Source organism: Variovorax boronicumulans, assembly GCF_009811375.1.
GTDB classification, from domain to species: Bacteria; Pseudomonadota; Gammaproteobacteria; order Burkholderiales; family Burkholderiaceae_C; genus Variovorax; species Variovorax boronicumulans.
In genome coordinates, this window is record NZ_BKDH01000002.1 from 508,302 (window position 1) to 527,174 (window position 18,873).

Consider the following 18,873-nt stretch of genomic DNA (forward strand, 5'->3'; position numbering starts at 1 on the left):
GGCCTGCGGGCCGCCGCGGCGCGCATCAGGACTTGTAGACCTTGCGCAGGCTGCGGATGCCCGGCAGCTTCGTCAGCGCGCCAATGAAGCGCACCATGCCCGGCGTGCTCCGGCGCAGCAGGAACAGCGTGATCCACAACCGCAGCTTCTTCTTGCGGCCCACATACGGGTTCGCGAAGACGATGGCCGCGTAGTCATCGAGCACCGCCGTCATCTCGCCGCGGTACTGGTCGTCCTTCTTGATGGCCTCGATCGCCTCGTTCACGAAGAACAGCTGGAAGCGCGGCATCAGGTATTCGCGCAGGTAGTAGCGACCGCGCTGGTGCTCGTCGGGGAACATCTGCAGCAGCTTCTTGAAGTACTTGAAGCGGCTGCGCACCATGCGGATACCGAACGAGGTGCTGGCCGTGTGGATGCACCAGACCGTCACCGCCTTGTCCACGAAGTGATTGCTGTAGCCCTTGCGGAAGATGCGCAGGAACAGGTCGTCGTCCTCGTAGCCCATAAACTGCGAGTCGAAGCCGCCCACCGCGTCGAAGGCCTTGCGGCTCACCAGCGCGGCCGAGGGCAGCACGAACATGTCGTAGCGCAGCAGGTCGAAGATGCTGCGCTTCGGGTGCTGCGCGTGGTCCTTGATGACGCCGGTGCGGATCACGTTGCCGTCGCCGTCCGCTTCGTACAGGTCGGCGTAGATGTAGCCGAACAGGCGGTCGTCCCACGGGATCGACGACACCAGCGTCTCGATGTGGTTCGGCAGGTAGAAGTCGTCCTGGTCCAGGAAGCAGATGTACTCGGAGGTCGACGCCGCCACGCCCGCATTGCGCGCCGAGCCCTGGCCGCCGTTCTCCTTGTCGAGGATGCGAAACGGATAGCGGGCCGCCAGCCCGTCGAGCGCGGCGCGCTCTTCCGGGCGCGAGCCGTCGTTGACCACGATCACCTCATGTGCCGGCACCGACTGCTCGAACACGCTCTTCACCGAGCGCTCGATGAAATCGGCGCCGTTGTAGAACGGGATGATGACCACGACGTTCGGCCAGGCCATCGGCTCGCCGGGCGGGGAAGGGTTCGCGGGGACGTTGGTTGGGTTCATTGTTGTTGTGTCAGACGGATTCGAAAAGATCGCGGACCACGCCGCGCACCCCGCGGCCGAACTTGTCGTAGCGACCGGTCATGGCCTCGCGCAGGATCGGCACGCACCGGGCCAAGCGCGAGGCCGGCAAGGCGGCGCGGAAGCGCTGGTGCACGATCTTGCTGCGCACCTTGTCGATGATCTCGGGGGGCACGCGATCGCCCAGTTGGAGCAAGCGCTCCAGCAACAACTCGGCCTTGATCGCGCGCTCGACGTGCGTGTTGCCCCGCGAGGCGAGCGCCTTGCGCACCTTTTCCTTGAAGGTGTCGCGGCGGGCACCGATCTGGTTGGATTCGTGCTGGCGGTATTCGATGAGGGACTCTTCCAGCAGGTCGACCCGCGACGTCGTCGACGCGATGATGGCCAGCCATTCGTCGTGCACCCACTCCACCGGCAACGGCAAGGCATCGGCGAGCAGCGAGCGACGGAAAACCGTGGTGGCGCCGGTCACGAGGTTGCGGCGCAGGAACACGTCGAAGGCCCGGCCGGTGTGAATTCGCTCGATCTCGGACGGCGTGACCTCCAGCGCGTGGAACAGCGTGTTGCCCAGGTCGCGGCCTTGGGAATCCACCAGGCGCGCATCGGTGTGCAGCAGCCAGAGGTTGTCGTCCTGCACGAAGGGCGCCACCATCCGCTCGAGCCGGTCGGGCACCCACACGTCGTCCTGGTCGCTCAGCGCGATCAGGTCGCCGGTGCAGGCCGAGATGGCCTGTTCGAAATTCTTCACGACCCTCAGGGCCACCGGGTTCTCGAAGACCCGCAGGGCGATGGGCGGCCCGGGGCGCTCCGCCGCGCACTCGGCCACCGTGGCGCGCACGACATCGACCGAGCCGTCGCGCGAGGCATCGTCGGACAGCACGATCTCGATCGGCGGCCGGGTCTGCAGGCAGATGCTGCGCACCTGCTCGCGCAGGAAGCGGGCGCCGTTGTAGGTGCACAGGGCGACGGAGACTTCGAGGGGACGGGAGTTACGCATGGGTGGATCGTTTTTTCTGTCGGGCATGCTGCCGATGGCAGCCGCAGCCCGTCCGATCGGGGGAGCGGGGGGCTCTTCCATGGTTACGAATTGCAGGGGAACCGGAGCCGGTAAAATTATCTCTCAGTTGATACTCTGAATAAAATGCGCGGGCTCGCACGAGCACCGTCCCGGCCCATCCGGCCATAGCCCTCCAAGAAATCCCGCTTGACCCCCTCGGCCACGAAGCGCTTTTGCTCATCGCCGTTTCACGCGGCGGTGGGAACCTGACCCTGCACATCAGCATCCGCATGGCAGACAAAGACACTGACGCACACGCATGAGCCAAGTTCATTCCAATCTCCACCGAAGCGCCCTGGCCGACTGGTGGGAAGGCACCCGCCGCACCGATATCTGGTGGACGCTGGCATGGTTCGACGTGGTGCTGCGTTATCGCCGCTCCATGCTGGGCCCCCTGTGGCTCACACTGAGCATGGGCGTCATGATCGGCGGCATGGGGCCACTGTATGCCTCGCTCTTCGGCACCCACCTGGACAAGTTCTTCCCGCACCTGGCACTCGGCGTGATCTTCTGGGGGTTCTTCTCCGCCGTAGTCACCGATGCCTGCAACGCCTTCGTCGGCGCCTCCAACTACCTGAAGCAGGGCTACTTTCCCATCAGCCTCTTCGTGTGGCGGGCCTTGGGGCGCAACCTGATCCAGTTCGCCCACCAGATCGTGCTGTACATCCCTGTCGCCATCTGGGCCGGCGTCTCGCTGTCGTGGTCGGCGCTCATGGTCATTCCGGCCTTCCTGATCCTCGTCGTCAACGCCCATGCGCTCGGCCTGCTGCTGGGCCTCATCTGCACCCGCTATCGCGACGTGACGCAGATCATCACCAGCATCATGCAGATGCTGATGTTCCTTACCCCTGTTTTCTGGCTTCCCGAGAACCTCCCGGGCCGCGCCAAATACGTGCTGTGGAATCCCTTTGCGCAGATGCTCGACCTGTTGCGCACCCCGCTGATGGGCGGCGAAGCCCACCTCCACAGCTGGATCGGTATCGGCGTGTGGACCGTGTTGTGCCTGACCGCCGCGAGCGTGATGTTCGTCAAATACCGTCGCCGCGTCGTTTACTGGCTCTGATCCATGGCATCCATTTCACTCAAGAACGTTTCGGTCAGCTTCCCCATCTACGGGGCAGGCTCGGTGTCACTCAAGAAGACGCTGGCGGCCTCCGTCACCGGCGGGCGCTTCGGCAAGGAAACCGGCGTCACCGTGGTGCAGGCGCTCAGCGGCCTCAACCTCGAACTCAAGAGCGGCGACCGGCTGGGGCTGATCGGCCACAACGGCGCGGGCAAGTCCACGCTGCTGCGCACGCTGGCGGGCGTCTATGAACCGTCGTCGGGCGAGTTCACGCGCCAGGGCTCCGTGGCCAGCCTGATCGACCCCGCACTGGGCATCGAGATGGACGCCACCGGCATCGAGAACATCATGCTGCGCGGCCTCGTAATGGGCATGAGCAAGAAAGAAGTCGACCGACTCACGCCGGACATCTGCGAATTCAGCGGCCTGGGCGAGTACGTCAACATGCCTGTTCGCACCTACTCGACCGGCATGATGATGCGACTGGCGTTCTCCATCTCGACCAGCGTCGAAGCCGACATCCTGCTGATGGACGAATGGCTGTCGGTGGGCGACGCCGCCTTCACCGAGAAGGCAGAGAAGCGGATGCGCGATGTGGTGTCGAAGTCGGGCATTCTGGTCCTGGCCTCCCACTCACCGGAGCTGATTGCCAAGGAGTGCAATCGCGTGATCCATATGGAACACGGGCGGATCGTCGAACGCTGAAGAAGCGCGCCCCGGGAAGCGCCCGGCCGGTCAGGCGATCTGCAATGCGTTGAGGATCGCTTCGGTCTGGTGCTGCCAGCCGAACTTCTGCAGCGCATCGCGCCGGGCCTCGGTCGCCATCACCTCATAGCTCTCGGCACTGCGGTCCACCGCCTGCAGGATCGCCGAGGCCCACTCATGGGCTTTCGCGATATAGCCGTTTTCGCCGTGACGAATGGCGCGGCGATAGGTGAAGCTCGGCGAAGCGATGCTCAAGGTGCCCACGCTCGCCGCCTCGAAGTACTTCAGTTCGGACTTGCAGTCGGTGAAAGCATTCGATTGCAGCGGCATGAGATTGAACTCGACCGTTCCGAGCAGCCGCTGCAGGTTCACGTAGTCATGGAACGGCTGCCGACTGACGCGATTCGAGAAGGCGCGCATCGCGGGCCCGTGGTCGATGTAGCCGACCACCATCACCTCGATATTCGGCCGCATCGCCAGCACCTCCGCCAGCGCCGGCTCCACGATGGCGTAGTCCAGGCGGTGCGAAGGCGAACCGCTGAAATAGCCCAGGGTGACCTTGCCGTCACCCGAGAAGCGCATGCGTTGCTTCTCGGCAAAGACCTTCTCCGCAAGCCCTAGCTGCTCCTTGTTCATGAAGTTCGGCACCACGGACACGGGAAGGCCCGAATAGTCCGCCAGTTTCCGAGCCAGGAAGTCATTGGTCGTGATGGCTCCGTCACACAGTCTCAACGTCTGCCCCATGCGGGAGATCATGGCGAACCAGTCGTCCCACAGCCCTTTCTGCGTGACATCGAGGCCCAGGGTTGCAACCACCAGGTGGGCATAGTCCGTGTCGAACACCAGGTCGTCGACGTCGAACAGCACACGCTTGCGGCGCGCGCGGAACTTGGTGATCAGGCCGTTGACCTGGTGGCAATAGCGCGAGCGGCAGATGACCAGCACATCCGCGGCATCGGCGATCTCGTCGAAACGCGCACTGTCGGACAAGAAGAAGTAGCTGGCTGAAACATGGCTGCCCGCATCGAGTTCGTTGAGCACCTGGGCCATGTTGTAGGCCCGGTAGCGGAACGTGCTGTTGTTGGGCTCCTCATAGAAGTACGCCACACGCACCGAACGCCTATGCAACATGGCCAGGCGTGCGGAAACCGGCAGAAGCCAAGGGTCCGCATAGGGAACGCCGGGTGTGTTCAGCGCAAACATCAGCGTGCCGCCGTGAGCGCTCGAAGGACCGCTTCGAACGCCTGCGCCCAATCCGTGCCCAACCCGTTCGCGGCGTAGTTGCGACTGCGCGTTTGCGCGTCTCCTGCCAGTGCGACCCCTTCCCGTAGAGCCTCGAGCAAGGCCTCCACGTCCAGATCCGCGCAAAGAATGTTCGGCGAATAGCTTGAAAGATCCTGCTTGTTGGCGAACCTGTTCGTCACCACCACCGCACCGCTGGCTGCGAGATCGAATGGCGGATAGCTCGGATGCGGCGTGTACATCAGGCTGAGCCCCAGATCGATGGTGCCCACGAGATCGGCATAGGCCTTCCAACCGAGCCCCTCGCATCGCTGAGGCCTGCTGCCATCGGCAAACGCCACGTTCGGAATGTCCTTCCCAACGAGGAACACATCCCACTGCTCGAGGTCGAGAATGCCTTCATTGACTGCGCGATCGAGGAGCGTCAGGCCGACATGGAAGAGGTTGCGCGGATTGTTGGGGCGGGCGTAGAAGAAGAAGCGCTTCTTGCCTCCCGGCTCACGATCACGCACATGGAACAGCGACTTCGGAAACGCCGGCTCGAACCAGCACCCCGTGCGGCTCAGGTGCGTGAGGCCGGAGGCAATCAGATGGTCGTAGAGCAACTGCGTATTGACGACGAAGCGGATGTCCTCGGTGCGCAAGACCTGCTCGCAATGCACTCGCTCCTCGCCAAACGGATAGAACATGCGCTCATCCTCCTGGAGGAGATAGATGATCGATGCATGCGGAACACTCGGCAACGCGGCGGCCGTCGTCCACCAGGAGGTCGTGATGAAAGTTTCGTCCGAGTGGATGTCCAAACCGGGCGAAGCCGTTTCGCCCTGTCGGCTTGCATCCGGATTCATGTCCGAGAGCGGTGCGAAAGCGAACTGGATTTCGTGCTGGAGTTCGACGCCGTACGCATTCAGGATCTGCCAGGCATTGCCGGGAATGGGGGCTTCGGTCCGGGTCACGACCCGCAACGTTGCGTTCATGCGATTGGCCAACTGGGCCGAGAACAGCAAGGCCGTACCCACGCCCCCGAACAGGCTGTCCGAGCCGATGCTGTCCGTCACCAGGCTGACGCGCGGCAGCGAAGGCTGCGGAATGACATAGGTTTGCAGGGGCTGCTGCGAAATAAAGCGCTGCCCGCAGATTTGCGGCACCGTCCCGCCGCGCTCGACGATGGCCGGCGCGACTTCCACCTTCGTGAACACCGCACGGCCGGCGATGACGTCCCCTAGCTTTTCGCGAATCAATCTTGCAGCCGCTCGGGTTCCGTGCTCTCTCCAGAACTCCACGAAGCGTCGACCTCGCATACTCATTTTTGTTTCCTGTTTTTCTTTATCAAACTCCGACACGAGAGATCGTCGGAATATGCAACATCGCGAGAGAGAAAATCAAATCGACCCTACCTTTTGGCGGAGTAGCCAGGGCTTATCGACCTAAACCGAACCTCTACAAATAAACACTCAGCTTTCCGTTTCACACACCACGAAGACATGGTGTTTATTCTATTTTCAAACGAAACACCAAGTACTTACTTATCAGGTATGCCACAACCGTATAGACCGGCATGCCAAGCGCCTGAGCCAGATAGGTATTTATACCAAACCCATCGATTGCCGTCATGACTGTCAACAGATTGGCTGCATATGCCACCGCTGTGGCTAAAAAGAACTTCACTGCCGCGGGGACCATGAGGCCGCTGTATGCAAATGTCCATCGGCTGTTCAAGATAAAACTCACGCAGATTCCAACCCCGTAGCCAATGGCATTGGCGGCGACATCGCCGGCTTTGAAAAAATACTTGGCAGAATAGATTATCGACAAGCCAACCAATGTATTGACAACACCAACCACGAGAAATCGAACGAATTGAAAGGAAAAAATTTCACCCCTCTTCATACCAATTTCTGCCTACAAATCCGAAAAGCACTCAAAAATTGAAAATCCGTCATCGGAGGAGTCTCTCCGGATTGGCATGTGCGGCCCGCTCGGCACTGAGGATCTGATGTATTCCAACTCCCAGGCTGCGTATCTGCGACAACCGCCTTCCATTTCCGACAACAGACCGGAATTGAATTTTTCTTTGATAGAGGCTGGAAACCTTGCTGGCACCCGTCGTGATCTTGGGCGGCTTTCTGGAAATTCTCTTGAAAATGGAAATGATCTCAGCGATCGTTGTCGGCCGTCCCGATGCGACGATCTTCAGCAGCACGCCCGGCCAGAAACCCGGTTCGCGCAGGGTGCCAATGATCTCGGATGCCGCATCGTCCACCGAGATGTAGTCGCGGATGGTGTCGATCGGAACATAGATACCGACCGGGCGATTGCGCACGATGCTGCGGGCCATGTGCGTCAGAAGCCCTTGCGCCTTGCCAATGGCCTGCCCCGCGCCGTAGAGAGTCGATATCCGGGCCAGCAACACGCAGATCTGCGGGTGTGCAACTCCGAAATCGCGCAGCAGGTCTTCCTGGCGCAGCTTTGCTCGCGCGTAGGCGCTATTGGGCGCCGGTACGGAGTTCTCGGTGATGACCTCGTCCTTGGACGACGCGTAGATGGCTCCGGCAGAGCTCGAAAGCACCAGCGCACCCGGCATCGCCAACAGCGCGTCGTTCGACTCGATCAGCCGAACGAGCAACGCGAGCGCCCGCACCTCAGGCTCAAGTGATTCCTCGGCACTGCCCATCGTTCCGATACCGGCGGCCCAGTAGATCTCCCACCTGGATGCTTGACGCGCGTGGGACGAAAAAGCGTCGACTGCGGCCTCGATCTGCAACGCGAGCCGTGCTTCATCCCCCCAGCTGAAATGCTCAGCAGGAACGAATGTCTCTGACCCATCGAGTCGCAGGGCACGACAAAAAGCGGAGCCCAGCAAACCGCGGCTACCGAGGACCCACGTCAAGGTCATGGGCGATTCGACCGGGTCGGCTTCGAGCTCACCACATAGAGCGGCTTGCCCATGGCAATGCCCATCGTCACCGCCAGGTACTCCGCGATCACACCAAGCGCCGTCAGGATGACGCCAGAGAAAAATGCCACCACGACAGCGAGCGATGTCCACCCTTCGACCGGGACCTGCCCTGTGTACTTTTCGTAGATGGCGTAGATCGCAAATCCCATCGCCAACAGAATCGAGAAGAATCCCATGATGGTGATGAGACGCAGCGGTCGGGTGCCGGTCGTGAGCACCAGGCTCCAGAAATGCCTGACCAGTGACAAGAAAGAATAACCCGAGGGGCGGCCCAGTTCTTCCCTGAGGCGCAATGGGCAGTGCCCCACACGGCCCGTGATCCAGAACAGCCCGACATCCAGATAAACACCATTGCCGCAATAGGCGGACAACGTCCTGGCAATTTCGCCATCGATGAACCGGAAGCTGTTGAAGCGGCCGATGGTCTTGTTGCCGAGAAGACGCGTGCTGATGCCTTTGGCCGTCCGGCTCATCAGGTTGCGCAACCAGCCATGCGGCGGCGGATTCGTGGGTTGTGCGTAGACGAGCTGGAGCGAAGCATTCAAGGCCAGGTCAAGCATCGCGCCGATGCTTGTGGGGTCCTGCTGGCCGTCTTCGTCCATGGTCACGACCCAGTCCCCCGTAGCGCTGGCCATGCCGGCCATGGTGGCGGCGTGCTGTCCATAGTTCCGGGACAGCCATACCGGTTGAACGAATGCATGGCTCTCCGCGAGCGCGGTCATGGTGAGGTCCGACCGATCCGGGCCGCAATCGTGGACCAGCACGACTTCGCTGACAACAAACGAGTTGCCGCCCGCTGTGACTTGCGGGTGTGTCAGTTTCTCGATTTCGGCCACGAGAATTGGCAACGTTTCTTCCCCCGAATAAACCGGGATCACTATGGAAATTCGTTCTAACCTGTTCATTTTAATAATTCTAACAGTTTAATTTTTTGCCATTGAAATAGAACGCAAGCCCGGAATTTCCTTCAAAACAAAATTCACTTCTTCAAGCAAACAATGGCCAGATTTTCAACAATAGAGATTGACCCTCTATCTGGCCACGGCTTGGATTTTTCGCAAAACTTTTCACCAATCATATTTTGATCAGCAGAGGATTTTTTGAAGGCATAGCCGGAAACCTCAACAAGCAATGGCACTCTTGAATATTCTGGAGAAAACGCTGAAATATTCATATCCCCCTGAATCGTATTCAACCGAGAAGAGCGATGCCAACTCCCGCTGCTTACAAAAACATACTCAACTCTCGAAAATTTCTCTTCTTGCTCAAGACGAGCAATCACTCGATTCGCCTCGGCCCTGTCCCACGAATTCACCCTCTTTTGGTCCGCAAATATTTGATTGCTTATGAGAACAAAAGACACCAATAAGAGAGTTAAAAATCCCGAAAAAATACTCCCCGGTATTTTTCCAAAAAAGCCTCGCACCACCGAATAGCCGACAAGCAACAGCAATCCGACAATCAATGCAACCTGGGGAAGCACCCTCGGCACGGGATGCCAGTCCTTGAATGGAGCGATCACGCCCACCGTCACTGGAATCAGCAAGAGCAAACTCAGTGCAATGCCCAGAGAATCAAAAAACTTCTTTGAATCTCTTTCCTGAGACCAGAAAATTCTTGCCGTCAAAATCACAGCGATAGAAATCATCGCGGCAACAAAAACCTTCAACCACCGAGGGGATACCGGCTCACCCAACCAGTAGATCTGAAGCAGAAGATCCTTGATCTGCCCAATTCTCTCCACAAGGAACCCGCGTTCAATGAGGTTCGCTCGTCCCGTCAACTCGATCCACCCCAGGCTCTTCGATGCGCTAAGAATGACCAGGAAGATAAACGCAGAGGCAAGGCAGACGAGCATCAATGCCGCCGCGCGTCGTTTGAGATCCTGTCCGTCGGCCACGTCAAAGCCGATTCGTTTCCAGGAAATCGCTCCGAACAGGTACGTAAAAATGATGGCTACGGAAAAATAGTTCAGAAACCCTTGGTAGATGAACAACATGCCGACCGTGGCACCCAGTGAAATCACGATGTTCGGCCACCTCAACGGCCCTCGCAAGATCATCTCCAACGACACGATGGAAAATGCCGCCGCTACACAATACCCGGGCAACACCATGCGAAAGGTCAGTATCTCCGCCAGATAGGGGTGGACCACCATGACCGCGCCCACCAACGCCGCCCCCCGCGCATTCGCGACACCTACGAATCGCAAGATGGAAACGACCAGCGCGGCCTGAAGGAGCAGCGCGCAGACGCCGAGCGATATGTACAAGTCATTGATGTTCACCCCGAGGGAGTCGATGAAGCTGTCAATGCCCCCAAGCAGGAACCGGCCCTGTGTCAGGAATACGCTCAGCTCGCCCTTTGTAAATCCCTGCCCGAACGCATAGTCATCGACGGCAAAGCCGCGCGCCAGAACCCCGCCTTTTGCAATCAGTGCTGCACCAAATACGATCAGCAGCAACTTGACATGAGTGTTCTCCCATCCGTCAAGAATTTTGAATTTTGTTTTTTCCATCACACATTGAAGCCAAATTAAGAAGCTTCTCGGGAAGCGCGAACTAAACTGCGATGCGAAGCTTCGAATCAGGCCTCCTTGCCTGGTTTTTCAGGACCTTCTTGAAAATATCACTGGGCGCTGCGATGCAACCTGCCGAACTCGTTTGACGAACCAAAGAAATTCTCTTCATCCGGATGGCATGCCCGGTTCCTGGAACGCATTTGTGCACGGCGCCCGCAGACATCACCTTGAGATTCCAAGCCCAATCTTCGTAACCTATTTGTGCTGCCAGATCTGTTTCCGGATAGGGATTTTCCACAAGGAATTCCCTGCGCACAAAACAAAGTGACGTCCAGTAGTTCACCAACGCAAGCGCGGCCGTGTCGAAATTCTTGCTTTCGGCATCGATATGCACAAAAACATGAGGGTCGTGCCCGAAATAGACATTCACCTCCGGGTGAAGCACGAGCTCCCGCTCGTCCGCACTCGCCATGGCATAGGCGTCCGAAAGCCAGGTAGGGCCCCAAAGATCGTCGCCGTCGAGAAACGCCACGTACTCGCCCTCGGCCATCAATGCCGCCTGGTTTCGAGCATGCCCGACATCACCATGGTTCATGGGAACCACGCGCACATGAGGAAACCTTGCGACGCTGTCGCTGACGATCTCGACAGAAAGTGCGTCCGCGCGGTCCATCGCAACGAGCAGCTCGGTGGTCAAACCCTGTTCTCGGGCCACCTCGAAGCAGGCCCAGACACTGTCCAATGCCGGCTTGAGCCACAAGCCTTCCTTGTGCCCATTGACGATCGCCGTGACGTGAAACTTAGACATGCTCGGCCTCGCTGGAGGATATGGATGAGAAAGGGAGTCCTGCCTTGAATGCGGACCAGGAACGCTCGATGCCCAGTTTTTTCCTCATGGCCTGCAGGCGACGCTGCACCTCTTCCGGGTTGTCGAGAATTTCCTGGATGGCCGCGCAGTAGGCGCGCTCGTCGTCCAGGGCATCGATCAGCCATCCGGTTTCGTTGGTCACCAGTTCGCAGACGCCTCCGACATTGCTCGCGATGATGGGGATGCCTGCGGCGGCGGCATTGATCAGGACCGTCGGCATGCCCTCGAAACGCGACGTGAAGAGGAAGGCGGCATACCGCTCCAGGGGAAGCTTGCTGAACGAGGCGAACATCCCCAGCAGACGCAGCTTGGGCTGCGTTTCTGCGAGCGCCGCCAGTTCGGCTTCGCGCTGAGGCTCACCGCCGCCGTAGACATCCAGTGCGACCTCCGGCAGAGACCGGATGATCCGCCCCAACAACTCCGTATTTTTCTGATGGCAGAACCGGCCCGCCCAGAAGATGGCCGGTCGCTGTTCGTCGGCTTGGGCTTTCTTCGCAATCTCTCGCAAATCGTCCAATGCAGGCTGAGGCAGGAACTGGAGCTTCTGCGTCAATGCAGGTGTAAATCCATACCTCGCCACCACTTCTTCAAGGAAGACGTTGGTATCGAAATAGATCTTGTCGACGTTATGGATCGCAGCCCGAAGGTGCGTATCCGCATACCCCGCCCCGCGGCCATCTTCCGTGAAGTCGCGGCAGAACAGCGTCGTGTAGACCTTGCATATCGACTGAAAAGCCTTGCCCTTTTCGACCAGGGCGGCCCAGCACGCCAAGCTGTTTACGTTCGTGATCGACTCGGGCTGAAGCGCGAATATGAGCGCCTCGACAATGCGTTGTCTGTTCTGCTGATTGAGATCGGCGTCGTAATCGGACAAAACCAGCACCTGTGACCCCGAGGGGAGCCAGTCGAAGGCGTCAACCTTGTCATGATCGGTCAAGACGAGCAGCGTGGCAGAAACGCCAACCGCCTCCTGGGCCGCGCGCAGGATGTTGACCCCAGCGAGATCCGCCCCGCCCTTGACAAGCCACGGCATGAAAACGACGTGCCGGATTCCAGCAGGCAAATCATGAAAAATTTCAGTCCACGCTGCACCGAGTTCATCGGTCGGGATGCTGAAATTCGGGCGCAGCCTCAAGTGCTTGCCGTGCAACGGGTGGCACGATTCGATTTCGGGGTCGAGCGTCATCAGGTCTGCAACGGTCCGTTTGACGACCGATGCGATCTTGGGCGGCATGCCCTTGAAGCGACCTTCCTTCATGCCGTGCTTCAGGTAGTGCAGCAGTGGGTGCACGCCGTGCAAGACGACATCCGGATAGATGTCGCAATACCACTCGCAATCGAAGTTCTCACTGGCCTTCAATCCTTCGAAGCCGCCATGCCGCAGGAAATGAAGGTAAGGGTCCTGATTCTTCAGATGCGGGTAATTTTCGAGGTACCACTCGGCATCGAAGAGGTCCGTTTCATGGAGCAATTCGAGATCGCGAATCTCCTGCTCTGTCACGAGCAACGTGCCATTTCTTGAATAGCGACTGAGATCAATGGCTGGCGCCGAACGTCGCTTCTCGGAGAGGGGCACGCGCATCGGTGGGCGGGCAACTGCAACCTTCCGACCCTCCTCTTTGCCCCACTTGAGGTAGTGCACCAAAGGATTGAGGCCCCTGTACGCCACGTCCTTGTTGGCCTTCAGATACCCTGCCGCATCGAATTTTTCGCTCGGTGCACGCCCTTCCCTGCCGCCGAACCGAAGAAAATGCCGAATCTCAGCGCCTTCCGGAACATCCGGATTGCGCTCCCGATACCATTCTTTATCGAACAGATCCGACTGCCGGAGCAGACCGGCATCGCGATACTCGTTCACAAGCTGAGCGCTGCGCTTCAATAGCTTTTTGAAATTCATTCCGGGTTTCATGAAAATTGATGCGCTTCCTCGCGTTCACACGCTCAGGCCTTTGTCCGTCGATCGAATGCGCATGAGGCCGGAGCCGTTCGGCTCACTCCATCAGAAGCAACTCACATTCACGGGCAGCGGGAATATTTCAAATACAGCAAGAAGACAAGAATCTCACTCTTGGCATTCGTTCATTGACGTGCGATCAAAAAACGGCGCCTCGAATTCGGCAGGCACTCAGGCGCCTCGTCCAAAAAATCTGATTACTCGAAGACGTCCGCCGCTTGAAGCGATTTGCCTTCGGCGTCCTTCTTGGACAACTGCGGCGCCATGCCGATGTCCGGCCACGCGATCTGCAGGCTCGAGTCGTTCCAGGCAATGCATCGCTCGTGCTCCGGCGCGTAGTAGTTCGTCGTCTTGTACAGAAAATCCGCAGAGTCGGTGAGAACGAAGAATCCGTGCGCGAAGCCCGCCGGAACCCACAACTGTCGGTGATTGCCTTCGCTCAACTCCGTGCCCACCCAACGCCCGAACGTGGGCGAAGAGCGCCGGATATCGACAGCCACATCAAAGACCGCCCCGCGCACCACACGCACCAGCTTTCCTTGCGCTTGCTGGACCTGATAGTGCAACCCCCGAAGCACGCCCTTGGACGACCTTGAATGGTTGTCTTGCACGAAGTCGACCTTCGACCCGACGGCATCTTCGAACGCGCGCTGATTGAAGCTCTCGTAGAAAAACCCTCTGGCATCGCCGAAGACCTTCGGCTCGATGATCAAAACGTCGGGGATCTCGGTTTGGATGACATTCACGAACGCACCTCTTCGGTCAGCAGGTGCTTCAGGTACTTTCCGTACCCGTTCTTCTGCAGCGGTGCGGCCAGCTTTTCGAGTTGGGCGCTGTCGATGAAGCCATTGCGCCACGCAATTTCTTCAGGGCAGGCGATCTTCAGCCCCTGCCGATGCTCCAGCGTCGCGATGAACTGGCCGGCTTCGAGCAGGCTCTCGTGCGTGCCCGTATCGAGCCACGCATAGCCGCGCTGCATGATCTGCACGTTGAGCTGGTCCAGGTCCAGGTACGCCTGGTTGACCGCCGTGATCTCCAGTTCGCCGCGCGCGCTCGGCTTCACGGCCTTGGCGATGTCGACGACCTGGTTGTCGTAGAAATACAGGCCAGTCACGGCGTAGCTGCTCTTGGGCTTGACAGGCTTTTCTTCGATGCTGCTGGCCTTGCCGTTGGCATCGAAGGCCACCACACCATAACGCTCCGGGTCGTGCACGTGGTACGCGAACACGGTCGCACCGCTTTGCTTCGCATCAGCGTCCGACAGCAGATGGGCAAAGTCATGCCCATAGAAAATGTTGTCCCCCAACACCAGCGCGCTCGGCGAGTTGCCCACGAACTTGTCGCCGATGATGAAAGCCTGCGCGAGGCCATCGGGACTCGGCTGCACCGCGTACTGCAGGTTGAGGCCCCACTGGCTGCCATCACCCAGCAGTTGCTGGAAGCGCGGCGTGTCCTGAGGCGTGCTGATGATCAGGATGTCGCGCATGCCGCCGAGCATCAGCGTGCTCAACGGGTAATAGATCATAGGCTTGTCGTACACCGGCAGCAGCTGCTTACTCATGGCGAGCGTGGCCGGGTGCAGGCGGGTGCCGGAGCCGCCGGCGAGGATGATGCCTTTGCGTTGCGTCATGGGGGTCTTCTTCTGTGAGGGGCAGGAAAAATCAGTCGGTCAGAGCGTCTCGCGCAGCATGCGTGCCACGCCTTCCTGCCAGGGCGGCAGGCGCAGGCCGAAGGTGGTCTGCAGCTTGGTGGTGTCGAGCCGCGAGTTGTGCGGGCGCTTCGCGGGCGTTGGAAAGGCGCTGGTGGGCACGGCCTCCACGGCCTGCGGGCCAGCCTTGAGTTCGACGCCGGCCTGCTGCGCCATCTCGAGCACGAAGCGCGCGTAGCCGTGCCACGTGGTCTCGCCGCCGGCGATGGCGTGGTACAGCCCGGCCTTGGCCGGGTCTTGCAAGGTGGCGCGAATCGCGTGCGCGGTGATGTCGGCCAGCAACTCGGCACCGGTGGGGGCGCCGAACTGGTCGTCGATGACCGTGAGCTTGTCGCGCTCCTTGGCCAGGCGCAGCATGGTCTTGGCGAAATTGCCGCCGCGTGCGGCGTACACCCAGCTGGTACGAAAGATCAGGTGCTTCGCGCAATGGCGCGCCACCAGTTGCTCGCCTTCGAGCTTGGTCTGGCCGTACACGCTGAGCGGGCCGGTCGCGTCGTCTTCCTTCCAGGGCTTGGTGCCGCTGCCGTCGAAGACGTAGTCGGTGGAGTAATGCACCATCAGCGCGCCGATCTGCTGCGCCGCCTCGGCCACCACGCCGGGCGAGGTGGCGTTGAGCTTGCGAGCGAAGTCGGGCTCACTCTCGGCCTTGTCGACGGCAGTGTGCGCGGCGGCATTGACGATGACGTCGGGGCGCACCGCCAGCACGGTTGCGGCCAACTGCTCGGGACGGCTGAAGTCGGCGTGGAACTCGGTGCTGTCGAAATCGAGTGCGACCACTTCGCCGAGCGGCGCGAGGCTGCGCTGCAGCTCCCAGCCGACCTGTCCACCTTTGCCGAGCAGCAGCAACTTCATGCGGAAGCCTTTGCAGGCGCAGCGTCGTACTGCTTCTCGACCCATTCGCGGTACGCGCCGCTTTGCACGTTGCGCACCCACTCGCCGTTGGCGAGGTACCACTGGACGGTCTTGCGGATGCCGGTATCGAAGGTCTCGGCGGGCTTCCAGCCAAGCTCGGCCTCGAGCTTGCGTGCATCGATGGCGTAGCGACGGTCGTGGCCCGGGCGGTCCGTGACGTAGGTGATCTGCTCCTTGTACGGCTTGCCGTCGGCGCGGGGGCTCAGCTCGTCGAGCAGCGCGCACACGGTGTTGACGATCTCGATGTTGGGCTTCTCGTTCCAGCCGCCGACGTTGTAGGTCTCGCCGAGCTTGCCGGCTTCGAGCACGCGGCGGATGGCGCTGCAGTGGTCCTTCACGTAGAGCCAGTCGCGCACCTGCATGCCGTCGCCGTACACGGGCAGGTTCTTGCCGGCCAGTGCGTTGACGATCATCAGCGGGATCAGCTTCTCGGGGAAGTGGAACGGGCCGTAGTTGTTCGAGCAGTTGGTGGTGACCACCGGCAGGCCGTAGGTGTGGTGCCAGGCGCGCACGAGGTGGTCGCTGGCGGCCTTGCTGGCCGAGTACGGGCTGTTGGGCTCGTACTTGTTTTCTTCGGTGAAGGCCGGGTCGGTCTTGGAGAGCGAGCCGTAGACCTCGTCGGTCGACACGTGCAGGAAGCGGAAGGCGGCCTTCTGGTCGGCCGGCAGGGCGTTCCAGTAGCCGCGCACCGATTCGAGCAGGCGGAAGGTGCCGAGCACATTGGTCTGCACGAAGTCTTCCGGGCCGTGGATCGAACGATCCACATGCGATTCCGCGGCAAAGTTCACGACGGCACGGGGTTTGTGCTCGGCCAGCAGGCGATCGAGCAGCGCGCTGTCGCCGATGTCGCCCTGCACGAAGACGTGGTTCGCGTTGCCCTTGAGCGACGCGAGGGTCTCGAGGTTGCCTGCGTAGGTCAGCTTGTCGAGGTTCACGACGGGCTCGTTGCCCTGCGCGATCCAGTCGAGCACGAAATTGGCGCCAATGAAGCCTGCGCCGCCGGTAACCAGGATCATGGAGTCCCCTGCATGTAGAAAAAAGTTTGCTTTACCAAAAATCAACATTCAATTATCCCATCGGTGTGAAGTGCCGATGTACAGGGCTTGGCCGGCTTGCGGGGCCCGCCTACAATCGCCAACAATTGCAGGAGAGCGGGCCTCCACGGAGGCCCTACCGAAGGCGCAAACTCCCATAAACGCTCAGGTCGGCCCGACGAAATTCCAGGCAACGCCACGGAACTTCGGCAAGGGGTCAGTACTGCACTCATCGATACAGCCGTCTGGAGAGCCGCCACGCCATGTGGCGCACCGAAGGAGCAAACCCGCTGCGGGTGCAGCAGGGTGAATCTCTCAGGTACCGAGGACAGGGGGAGCGGCAACTTGGACATCGGTCGTCTGGTTGCTTGCTATTTTTTCAATAGCACTCCACGCCCGCCGTTCAAGCGCTGCAAACTCAAAGGTACTTGCAATGCGTGTGATCGTTCTTGGCGCCGGCCTGCTCGGCGTGACTTCGGCCTACTACCTCCAGCAACTCGGCCACGAGGTGACCGTGATCGACCGGCAGGCCACCCCGGCCGCCGAAACCAGCTTCGCCAACGGCGGCCAAATCTCGGTCAGCCATGCCGAACCCTGGGCCAATCCGAGCGCACCGCTGAAGGTGCTGCAATGGCTCGGCAAGGAAGATGCGCCGCTGCTCTTTCGCATCCGCGCCGACATGCGCCAGTGGCTCTGGGGCCTGCAGTTCTTGCGCGAATGCACCCCCGCGCGCACCCGCCACAACATCGAACAGATCGTGCGTCTCGGTACATACAGCCGGGAAATGTTGCAGCAATTGCGTCGAGACACCGGCCTGAACTATGACCAGCGCACGCAAGGCATCCTGCACTTCTACACGACGCAAAAAGAATTCGATGGCGCCCTCGCGCCCGCCGAGCAGATGCGCGCCCTGGGCTGCGAGCGGCTGGTCATCTCGGCCGACGAGGCCATCAAGATCGAACCCGCCCTCGCCCACATTCGCCCCCAACTCGCCGGCGCCACCTACACCGCCGAAGACGAATCGGGCGACGCCAACCGCTTCGCGCGCGAGCTGGTGAAGCTGGCCGAGGCGGCCGGCGTGAAGTTCCTCATGAGCCACACCGTGACCGCGCTGCGCGAAGCCGGCGGCAGCATTGACCACGTCGAGGCGACCGACAACGAAGGCCGCTTCCAGCGCATCCGCGGCGATGCCTTCGTGCTTGCGATGGGTTCGCTGAGCCCCCTGTACGCCGCGCCGCTGGGCATCCGCCTGCCGATCTACCCGGCCAAGGGCTACTCGGTGACGCTGCCCGTGAAGGACGCGTCGAAGGCGCACCAGGTCTCGCTCACAGACGACGAATACAAGCTGGTGTTCTCGCGCTACACCTCCGAATCGGGCGACCGCCTGCGCATCGCCGGCACGGCCGAGCTCAACGGCTACGACCGCGACCTGAACCGCGTGCGTTGCGAAGCCATCGTGCGGCGCGTCGAAGAGCTCTTCCCTGGCGCCGGCGACACCGAGCGCGCGCAGTTCTGGACCGGCCTGCGCCCGGCCACGCCGAGCAACGTGCCGCTGATCGGCAAGACCAAACTGCCGAACCTGTTCCTCAACACCGGCCACGGCACGCTCGGCTGGACGCACGCCTGCGGCTCGGGCAAGTCGATCGCGCGCATCGTGAGCGGGCTGGCGCCCGAGGTCGACTTCGCGTTCGCCGGCATGCCGGCGCCCGCGCCACGCGCCGTGCAGCCCGCACTGGGCTGAC

17 protein-coding genes and 2 riboswitches are annotated in these 18,873 nt (G+C 60.6%); of the genes, 3 read left to right on the forward strand and 14 right to left on the reverse strand.

The window, feature by feature from the left end; genetic code table 11:
* Window positions 1–25: 25 nt before the first annotated feature.
* Together VHAB30_RS22235 and VHAB30_RS22240 are read right to left on the reverse strand one after the other, a co-directional pair.
* Window positions 26–1,090 (reverse strand): glycosyltransferase family 2 protein, encoded by a 1,065-nt coding sequence (locus VHAB30_RS22235; RefSeq protein ID WP_159273766.1) that lies wholly within the window; start codon window positions 1,088–1,090, stop codon window positions 26–28.
* A gap of 10 nt (window positions 1,091–1,100) precedes the next feature.
* Window positions 1,101–2,105 (reverse strand): glycosyltransferase family 2 protein, encoded by a 1,005-nt coding sequence (locus VHAB30_RS22240; protein ID WP_159273765.1) that lies wholly within the window; start codon window positions 2,103–2,105, stop codon window positions 1,101–1,103.
* Between the two features lie 319 nt (window positions 2,106–2,424).
* On the opposite strand from VHAB30_RS22240, the gene VHAB30_RS22245 reads away from it, so the two are divergent.
* Together VHAB30_RS22245 and VHAB30_RS22250 are read left to right on the forward strand one after the other, a co-directional pair.
* Window positions 2,425–3,228, forward strand: coding sequence for an ABC transporter permease (locus tag VHAB30_RS22245; RefSeq protein WP_159273764.1), 804 nt, complete (start codon window positions 2,425–2,427; stop codon window positions 3,226–3,228).
* A 3-nt stretch (window positions 3,229–3,231) separates the two neighbouring features.
* Window positions 3,232–3,933, forward strand: a complete 702-nt coding sequence (locus VHAB30_RS22250; RefSeq protein ID WP_159273763.1) for an ABC transporter ATP-binding protein — start codon at window positions 3,232–3,234, stop codon at window positions 3,931–3,933.
* A 30-nt stretch (window positions 3,934–3,963) separates the two neighbouring features.
* Here VHAB30_RS22250 and VHAB30_RS22255 read toward each other — a convergent pair whose 3' ends face one another.
* The 12 genes from VHAB30_RS22255 to rfbB all read right to left on the reverse strand — a co-directional run bounded on the left by VHAB30_RS22255 (window position 3,964) and on the right by rfbB (window position 17,113).
* The gene (locus tag VHAB30_RS22255) at window positions 3,964–5,136 is read right to left on the reverse strand and encodes a glycosyltransferase (RefSeq protein WP_159273762.1); all 1,173 of its coding nucleotides are present in this window, start codon (window positions 5,134–5,136) and stop codon (window positions 3,964–3,966) included.
* Window positions 5,136–6,518: a rhamnosyltransferase WsaF family glycosyltransferase gene (locus VHAB30_RS22260; protein ID WP_235926889.1), complete on the reverse strand. Its 1,383-nt coding sequence runs from the start codon at window positions 6,516–6,518 to the stop codon at window positions 5,136–5,138. The genes VHAB30_RS22255 and VHAB30_RS22260 overlap by 1 nt, the downstream gene beginning before the upstream one ends.
* A 148-nt stretch (window positions 6,519–6,666) precedes the next feature.
* Window positions 6,667–7,065, reverse strand: coding sequence for a GtrA family protein (locus VHAB30_RS22265; protein ID WP_159273761.1), 399 nt, complete (start codon window positions 7,063–7,065; stop codon window positions 6,667–6,669).
* A gap of 49 nt (window positions 7,066–7,114) precedes the next feature.
* Window positions 7,115–8,071, reverse strand: a complete 957-nt coding sequence (locus VHAB30_RS22270; RefSeq protein WP_159273760.1) for an NAD-dependent epimerase/dehydratase family protein — start codon at window positions 8,069–8,071, stop codon at window positions 7,115–7,117.
* Window positions 8,068–9,039, reverse strand: a complete 972-nt coding sequence (locus tag VHAB30_RS22275; RefSeq protein WP_159273759.1) for a glycosyltransferase — start codon at window positions 9,037–9,039, stop codon at window positions 8,068–8,070. The genes VHAB30_RS22270 and VHAB30_RS22275 overlap by 4 nt, the downstream gene beginning before the upstream one ends.
* 74 nt (window positions 9,040–9,113) lie before the next feature.
* Complete coding sequence (locus tag VHAB30_RS22280) at window positions 9,114–10,652, reverse strand: glucosyltransferase domain-containing protein (protein ID WP_159278646.1); 1,539 nt, start codon at window positions 10,650–10,652, stop codon at window positions 9,114–9,116.
* Window positions 10,653–10,695: 43 nt separating this feature from the next.
* Window positions 10,696–11,463 (reverse strand): glycosyltransferase family 2 protein, encoded by a 768-nt coding sequence (locus VHAB30_RS22285; protein WP_159273757.1) that lies wholly within the window; start codon window positions 11,461–11,463, stop codon window positions 10,696–10,698.
* On the reverse strand, window positions 11,456–13,420 hold the full coding sequence (locus VHAB30_RS22290; protein WP_159273756.1) for a glycosyltransferase family 4 protein: 1,965 nt from the start codon (window positions 13,418–13,420) through the stop codon (window positions 11,456–11,458). The genes VHAB30_RS22285 and VHAB30_RS22290 overlap by 8 nt, the downstream gene beginning before the upstream one ends.
* A 254-nt stretch (window positions 13,421–13,674) precedes the next feature.
* Window positions 13,675–14,223, reverse strand: a complete 549-nt coding sequence (rfbC, locus tag VHAB30_RS22295) for a dTDP-4-dehydrorhamnose 3,5-epimerase (RefSeq protein WP_159278647.1) — start codon at window positions 14,221–14,223, stop codon at window positions 13,675–13,677.
* Window positions 14,220–15,107: a glucose-1-phosphate thymidylyltransferase RfbA gene (gene rfbA, locus VHAB30_RS22300; protein WP_159273754.1), complete on the reverse strand. Its 888-nt coding sequence runs from the start codon at window positions 15,105–15,107 to the stop codon at window positions 14,220–14,222. The genes rfbC and rfbA overlap by 4 nt, the downstream gene beginning before the upstream one ends.
* A gap of 39 nt (window positions 15,108–15,146) precedes the next feature.
* Window positions 15,147–16,037, reverse strand: coding sequence for a dTDP-4-dehydrorhamnose reductase (rfbD, locus tag VHAB30_RS22305; RefSeq protein ID WP_235926890.1), 891 nt, complete (start codon window positions 16,035–16,037; stop codon window positions 15,147–15,149).
* Window positions 16,034–17,113, reverse strand: a complete 1,080-nt coding sequence (gene rfbB, locus VHAB30_RS22310; RefSeq protein ID WP_095743503.1) for a dTDP-glucose 4,6-dehydratase — start codon at window positions 17,111–17,113, stop codon at window positions 16,034–16,036. The genes rfbD and rfbB overlap by 4 nt, the downstream gene beginning before the upstream one ends.
* 118 nt (window positions 17,114–17,231) lie before the next feature.
* Window positions 17,232–17,322, forward strand: a riboswitch (glycine riboswitch).
* A gap of 44 nt (window positions 17,323–17,366) precedes the next feature.
* Window positions 17,367–17,473: riboswitch (glycine riboswitch) on the forward strand.
* A gap of 91 nt (window positions 17,474–17,564) precedes the next feature.
* On the opposite strand from rfbB, the gene VHAB30_RS22315 reads away from it, so the two are divergent.
* Window positions 17,565–18,872: a D-amino acid dehydrogenase gene (locus VHAB30_RS22315; protein ID WP_062471173.1), complete on the forward strand. Its 1,308-nt coding sequence runs from the start codon at window positions 17,565–17,567 to the stop codon at window positions 18,870–18,872.
* Window position 18,873: the final 1 nt, after the last annotated feature.